This window comes from Kribbella orskensis, assembly GCF_004342085.1.
GTDB lineage: Bacteria > Actinomycetota > Actinomycetes > Propionibacteriales > Kribbellaceae > Kribbella > Kribbella orskensis.
Genome location: NZ_SLWM01000045.1, coordinates 22,922 through 29,322 on the forward strand (window position 1 = coordinate 22,922; position 6,401 = coordinate 29,322).

The 6,401-nt window shown below is 64.7% G+C and carries 7 protein-coding genes; 1 reads left to right on the plus strand and 6 read right to left on the minus strand.

Features of this window, described 5'->3' with window-relative positions; all coding sequences use genetic code 11:
- Positions 1-22: 22 nt before the first annotated feature.
- The 6 genes from EV644_RS43140 to EV644_RS43160 form a co-directional block, all read right to left on the minus strand.
- Positions 23-331 (minus strand): DUF6112 family protein, encoded by a 309-nt coding sequence (locus tag EV644_RS43140; RefSeq protein WP_132197474.1) that lies wholly within the window; start codon positions 329-331, stop codon positions 23-25.
- Between the two features lie 26 nt (positions 332-357).
- Positions 358-1,293 (minus strand): CHAP domain-containing protein, encoded by a 936-nt coding sequence (locus EV644_RS43145; RefSeq protein WP_132197476.1) that lies wholly within the window; start codon positions 1,291-1,293, stop codon positions 358-360.
- A complete protein-coding gene (locus tag EV644_RS43150) occupies positions 1,290-1,949 on the minus strand; it encodes a hypothetical protein (protein WP_158293111.1) in 660 nt (219 codons plus the stop codon). Before EV644_RS43150 ends, EV644_RS43145 begins: the two co-directional genes overlap by 4 nt.
- Complete coding sequence (locus EV644_RS45025) at positions 1,933-2,103, minus strand: hypothetical protein (RefSeq protein WP_158293112.1); 171 nt, start codon at positions 2,101-2,103, stop codon at positions 1,933-1,935. The genes EV644_RS43150 and EV644_RS45025 overlap by 17 nt, the downstream gene beginning before the upstream one ends.
- Before the next feature lie 36 nt (positions 2,104-2,139).
- Complete coding sequence (locus tag EV644_RS43155; RefSeq protein ID WP_132197480.1) at positions 2,140-2,889, minus strand: hypothetical protein; 750 nt, start codon at positions 2,887-2,889, stop codon at positions 2,140-2,142.
- Positions 2,890-3,024: 135 nt separating this feature from the next.
- Positions 3,025-4,134: a toprim domain-containing protein gene (locus tag EV644_RS43160; RefSeq protein ID WP_132197482.1), complete on the minus strand. Its 1,110-nt coding sequence runs from the start codon at positions 4,132-4,134 to the stop codon at positions 3,025-3,027.
- A 1,259-nt stretch (positions 4,135-5,393) separates the two neighbouring features.
- Between EV644_RS43160 and EV644_RS43165 the strand changes: the two genes are divergently transcribed.
- Positions 5,394-6,401: pentapeptide repeat-containing protein (locus EV644_RS43165; RefSeq protein WP_132197484.1), on the plus strand; the 1,008-nt coding region annotated here is incomplete at its 3' end.

A 6,401-nucleotide genomic window follows, 5' to 3' on the forward strand; every position in this document is an offset into this window, starting at 1 on the left:
GCGGAGATGCACCGGTCCCCGATCAGCCGACGTTGATGCCGCTGAAGAAGCGGATGATCGCGTTGGCCGACCCGATGAGAAGCGCTGCGCCGGCCGCGACCAGGCACCCTGTCTTGCCCTTGCCCGCGTAGTGCGAGTTGTTGTTGAAGCTCCCCAGCGCCCATGCCGCGGCGGAGACAGCGAACGCCGCAACGCAGGCGACCAGGCCGAACGTCAACAGAGCTCCCGCCATCTGGCGCAATGCCGGCAGTCCAGGCAGACCGTTCGAGTTCGGAGTGATGCCCGGGTCCTGGCTCGCCACGACGACGACGTGAACAATGATGCTTCGCATGATGTGTCCTTGAGATGAGGTCAATGTCAGGCGTCGGGATAGATGGGCGGCGCCCAGCCGAGGTACGTCGCGTTCCATCTGGACTCGATCGAACCGATCTCCGTCAGGTAGACGCCGCCGACCCCGGGGACGCTGTCGCCGATGTCGTTCGACACGATGCGGCCGCCGCCGACATAGACGGCCACATGGCCGTAGGGGCCGCTGTTGCTCCAGAACACCAACGCGCCAAGGGGTGGCCGACGGTCGCCCTCGTGCGCCTGGGCGCTGTCCACCACCGCGTTCCACTGCTCAGCGGCGGAGACATACCCGGCGCGGTCGCGGCCCCAGATGTTGGCGGCGAGCCGCGCGCAGAGCTGGTAGTAGCCGGTCTGGCCGACCATCGCCAGCGCCTTGGTCACCGCGGCCCGCGCGCCAGGCAGCGCGTCGGAATCGTCGAGTTGCCACGCGGCGCACGCACTCGGCAGTTGCTGCATGAGCCGGCTGGCGAGTTCGTAGTTGCGCCGGTAGTTCGCGCCGTCGGCGAACGCAGACCGCTGTACAGACTGGGCCGCAGCCCATGGCTGCATCACCGCCCATCCGGGCAGGCCCAGCAGAGCTTGGAAGAACAGCTTCGAAGCACCCTCGGGGTTCATCCGTACCTCGAGCGGCCCCCAGCCGGCACGTTGCTGGAACAGACCGCGTGAGTCCAGACCAGCCGCGTCGCCGTGGTCGACGTTACGCAGGGTCGACTCGGTGAGCGCGGTCATGACCCCGATGACCTGGCCGTTGGTCCCGACGCCGAGGCGCTGCCCAACCGCTCTGATCACGGCCAGGTTGGACTGCTGCTCGTTGTCGAGCTTGAGTCCGCTGCCAACCGGGGCCGTGTCGCACAACTCGGTGCCGCTCCTCGCGACGGCTACCGGTAGGAGGATGAACGATCCGAGGAGAGCTAGGACTCCAAGTGCCGCCGCTTTGCCGATCACTGCGGACTCTCATTGCTAGCCGACCAGAACCGGCAGTCCGGATCGCACACGACAGCCACGGTCGCCTCGCGGGGCGCGGTCGATGTCCGATCGTCCATTACGGTGGTCTGCGCGCCGCGTACGAGGTAGCCGTGCCAGCCCGTCGGGGCACGGGGATCCTTCTCCATGGCTTTGAGTTCAGAGGTGACGTCCGCGGTGAGGTCGGAGACGCTGGCCTTCGCGTCGTGAAGCTGCAGCTGCTCGAACTGCTCGGGGTATGGGAGCAGGCTCCGAGCAACCCTCGGGCCCTCCGGTGGATCGGTCGGATCGGCGAACACGCTGACCGCGTCTCGCCAGTCCCAGAAGCTGTGGATCGAGGTGTCGTAGGTCCAGATGGCACGGGCGTAGGCGATGGCGAACGCCTTGGGATCGGACGTGGTTGGCCGCTGCCAGGCGTCCAGCTTGGTCGCACCGTCATCACCAGCCTCCGCCTCATCCGATCCGTTCTCGTCTGCCGCCACGTCGGTGCTGCGAGCGCCACCGGGCTGTGAGCCGCCCGGGTCGGCGTGCCAGCGCAAGGCGAGACTGACCGTCAGCGTCACCGCGACCAAGACGATGACGAGCGGGACGACGACCTTCGTTTGGAGGAGCTGCCGCATGTCAGATCCCCCGCTCACGCCCGGATCCCTGCAGTCGCGAGACCAGCGAGGTCTCGACTGCGGCCGGCAGGATCCGCAGAGCCCGCAGGATTCGCAGGTAGACCCGTGCCTGGCGTCCGTAGTGCCGAAGCAGCCAGTTGTGTCGGCGTACAGCCGTCTGAGATGAATTCATGCCGACTCAACGCGCGGAGGATCGCCGACTTGCAGCTCATGCCGTCCTCGCCAGCCCGGGACCGGCCAGCTCCGTGCGCCACGCGACACCAGCGTTGCGTCCGAGTCCCGACCTGCCTCCCGAGAAGTGCGGGTCCAGGCCTGTGGCCGCGAGGAGCCAGCGACACACCACCGGGTCGCGAAAGATCTCGCTAGGCGAGTGACCGGCTGCGAGCCTGGCCAGAGCAGAAGGCTTGGCCGCTCCACCGCGTAGCAGCCAGGCAAACCCTTCTCCCTGTGCCCTGGTAGCGCCACAAGCAATGAGGCGCGCAACTATCGAAGAGCGCTCAAACCGTGGGCCCTCGGCAGCGATTACGACGTACCGCCGTGCCTGCGCCATCGGTAGGCCTTGGTGGCTGAGCTCCACGACGATCTCGTCCAGCAGCGTGCCGAGCTCGCTCGGGCCGGTGGTGTCTTGCTGCTCCGGAACGTACTGGGTCAACGGGTGACGCCGACTCCTCAGCGTGTTGGCACGAACAGCATCTGCCAGACGCCAACGCACCTTGTTCGCCAGATAGCCCCACGAAGGCCCACCTTGGGGCGGATCGGCAGCCAACTGCTTGCAGCGCTCCCATGCGACTACTCGGGCGATCTGAGCAGCCTCGTCGGGGCCGAGCGCGATGCGGAGGCGGCTCGGGATGTGGGCAACGATCCGCTCCTCGATACCTCGCGCGAGTCGCCTGGACGGCTCAGGCGCCCAGTTCGATTCGGTCAGGTCAGTCAAGAGTTCCTGTAGCTCGGCAGTCATTGGCATCTCCAGCTCACTGTTGTGGTTGGTTGCCACAAATCTCGTGAACCTGCGTCGCCTTCAGAACCTGGATCCAGCGATCAAGGAATCCTGGAATCTCTCTGCAGTTAGATGCCGCAGGCACCGATCATTTCGTCAGAGGTCTGGGCTGGGCGGCGGATGGTCGACAGCATTCGGCGACGCCGTAACGGCCTGTGCGCGGTGACGCGACACCGCGCTCACCGCAGTGAGCAGCTCTCTCGAAACGGTCTGCTCGTCGAGCTGCAGCAGCCGCGACAGCCGGATCACCTCGGCTGCGACACGGTCCTTGGGCATCTTCGTGACCAATGGCAGGACGGCGCGAAGTGCGCTCACCCGGCCACTGATGTGGTCCAGCACCCGCGACCAGCGCGACAACTCCGTGTCGATCGCAACATCGACCAAGGGCCGTGCGAAACTCAACGCTCGACTGAGGCGATCGGCGCCGTACTCCGACGCGAACAACGACGACGGATCATGGCCAGCCGGGAGCTCGGCGCACAAGACTTCGCGAAACGTCGCCGACAACGGACCCAGCCATCGGATCGCAGCAGACCGCCCGGCCGCGTCCCCATCGGTCGCCACGATCACAATGTCCGAGGTCGCATTGTGTTTCAGCAAGTTGCTCTGTTCAACTGACAGCCGCGTGCCGGCGACGGCGATGCCCGCCCATCCGCAGCGAGTAAGCCGGCTTATCCGGTCCACCGCCAAGGCATCGGTAGGCCCCTCGACCAGCACGGGAATGCCACCCCTCGTAAGGAGTTTCCTCTGCTCCCCGAGGCCAACGAGTGTCTTCGACTTCTCGTAGATCGGCGTGGTCGGTGTGTTCAAGTACCTGACCAACTGCCCGCGTCCCCTGCCGACAAAGCCGACTCCGTCAGCAGCCCTGTCATGAGCGACGAACATGAGCCGGTCCTTGAACTGATCGATCACGTAGCCGTTGTGCGTGACCTTCGCCAGACCCGCATCAAGCATCACCTTGTCGTCAAAGCCTTTCCGGCGAAGGTGATCGATCAGCCCCGACCACGCATCAGGTGCGTACCCAACCGGCCAGCTCGAGTTCCACGCCAGCACATGATCGAGTCGCCGCGCCCGGAGGTACTCCACGGGCCAACCAGGCTTACTCAGCAACGCCCGCCGATAGAAGGCGGCCGCCTCGCGGTGTGCCTCGATCAGCTTTGCGCGCCCACTCACGGCCCGGCCACCTGCACTGATTGTGGCGTCCATCCTCGCCAGCGCATAACTTCCTCCTGCCTGTTGCCCGGTCAGGCATCAACGCCAACCGTGCCGATCGAAGCCGAGCCACAGAACCGGGATCTCAATTCAAGGAGTCCTGGATTCAGGCGGGTAGTCGCACATACCTCGGCGGAAACCTGCGTGAGGTCGCTGGCTCGGAGTACCCACGCTCCATCGGGGGAAGCTCGACCGAGCCGCGAATATCTCCACCCGGCGGGCATGTCGACCCGCCGGAGCCGGCAGAGCGGATCCGCATTGCCCTTGTCGTACGGCTCCGAACTGCTAGAGGTGGACCCAAGGCGAAGGTGCAGCCGCGGGTCGCCTGGACCACGCTGTCCGGGTCACCGAGCAGAGGTCGCGTGCCGACCAATCGGTCGGCATCACCCAACCGAACCGAAGATTCTGCCGAGGTTACGGACCCGGCCAATTGACACCGTGGCTGGCGAGGCTCACCGTCGGAGTGGGGAGTTGCTGAGCGAGAGATGGCCGCGTGCCGGATCGCGCAGATCACCAATAGGGGGCTCATGAGCATGCGGGGGCACGGGGCACGTGCTTGGACCGGACATCGCCCCTAGGCGCGGCCGTCGACTTCGAGTCGCGGCGGACAGGCGATCCAGTCGACTCAGGCGGTTTCGGTCCAATCGGTCCGCCCGGCGTCCGACAAGTGACGCGGCTCTAGTTGCCCGAGAACGCTGGATTCACAGGACGGAGGGCTGACGCTATGTCGGCTGAAACTGACTATCTGGCCAAGTGGTTGACCAACGCCAACCAGCTCGGCCTTACGTTCACGACCGCTCAACGGCCACGCGGAGTGCCTGGGCCGCAAGTCAGGTGGGAGCCGGGCGTCACCGCGTAAGGGTGGAGCAATCTGGGAGGTCGTATCCGAGCATCCGACGGTGCGGTGACGGCATTGGTATTCACCGCCAATGCTTGGTTCAGTGACCGTGTGGTGAGCACCGGCCCTACCCCTCCCAAACGTCAGCAATTCAATACTGCTGACATGGATCAACAGAGGATGACGTTCAGTCTCGCCGGGGAACACGTCCGATTGCGCATGGAGCTACTCAGGTGGGGCGCAACATGGGAGAGGGACAGTTTCGAGTTCGACGCCTCGAGTCAGCAATTGATGTTCCGCGTGCCAGGCGCCGGAGCTGGGGCTCCTCAGGCACTGATGCTGACGTCTTTCGGCCCCGGCGCAGGCTTCCTCTGAGCCTATGGCGACCGCGAAGGATTAGCCCCAGACTAAGCTCATGGAGATTCGCCCGCTGCACACACGGATGCAGTTGATTGCCCGGGGGCTGCTCGTGGCCGCGGTTGTAGCGGTTGTCGTGTTTACGATCCTCATCGTGCCCGAGTGGCTTGTCGGGTTCCATGGCATCGACGACCAACTCCCACCGATCGACCGGGCCAAGGCAATCAGTGAGGAGCGCCGCAGCCTGCTGGCACTACTCGCCGCGACTGGCGCTGCTGCTGGCCTTTACTACACACACCTGCGACAACAACTCGACCGCGACAGCAACCGGACAGATCGCTACACGAAGGCTGTCGAGCAGACCGGAAACATCAGCCCAGATGTGCAGCTAGGTGGTATTTACGCACTCGAGCGGATTGCCTACGACTCCGTCCGCGACCGGGGTGTTGTAGAAGAGGTCCTATCGGCGTACGTCCGGGAACACAGCCGCGGGCGGCCGGCCATGCCCGAAGTGCCGGACAAGAACGGACGGGGTGAAGGTAGGGACAATCCTGACCACGATGAGATCTGGCGGGCCGAGAGGGAGACGAAGCACGAAATGCCAGCGGCCGTAAAAGCAGCAATAACGGTCCTTGGGCGACGGCCGAGGACAGACCGGACCTATCCGATAGCGGACCTAAGCAAAGCGAATCTCCAAGGCTTGAACTTCAGTGAATCGGCACTGGAGGGCGCCGTCCTCGTAGAGACGGATCTCTCTAACGCATCCCTCGTTGCCGTCAGCCTTCGCGCGGCGAACTGTCGAGGAGCGAAGCTCACTAGCGCGAGCTTCGAAGATGTCGATTTCACCAGAGCGATTCTGACCGAGATCTACGCTGCGGGCGCCATCTTTTCAAACTGCGCCTTCAACGGATCGAACCTGGACCGAGCTCACCTGGCTACGGCGGTGCCACACGGAGAGGACCTGTCGGGTGTGAACCACCCCGGGTTTGATGCGCACCTTCTTCGTTGGGAAGGTGGCATCTATGCCGAGCAAGTACGACGAGCAGACCAGGGCCAAGGCGGTCCG

What these genes read in the sequence shown, in the direction of transcription:
- EV644_RS43155 (WP_132197480.1), bottom strand. Translation starts at nt 2,889, where the DNA reads ATGACTGCCGAGCTACAGGAACTCTTGACTGACCTGACCGAATCGAAC.
- EV644_RS43140 (WP_132197474.1), bottom strand. Translation starts at nt 331, where the DNA reads ATGCGAAGCATCATTGTTCACGTCGTCGTCGTGGCGAGCCAGGACCCG.
- EV644_RS43160 (WP_132197482.1), bottom strand. Translation starts at nt 4,134, where the DNA reads ATGGACGCCACAATCAGTGCAGGTGGCCGGGCCGTGAGTGGGCGCGCA.
- EV644_RS45025 (WP_158293112.1), bottom strand. Translation starts at nt 2,103, where the DNA reads ATGAATTCATCTCAGACGGCTGTACGCCGACACAACTGGCTGCTTCGG.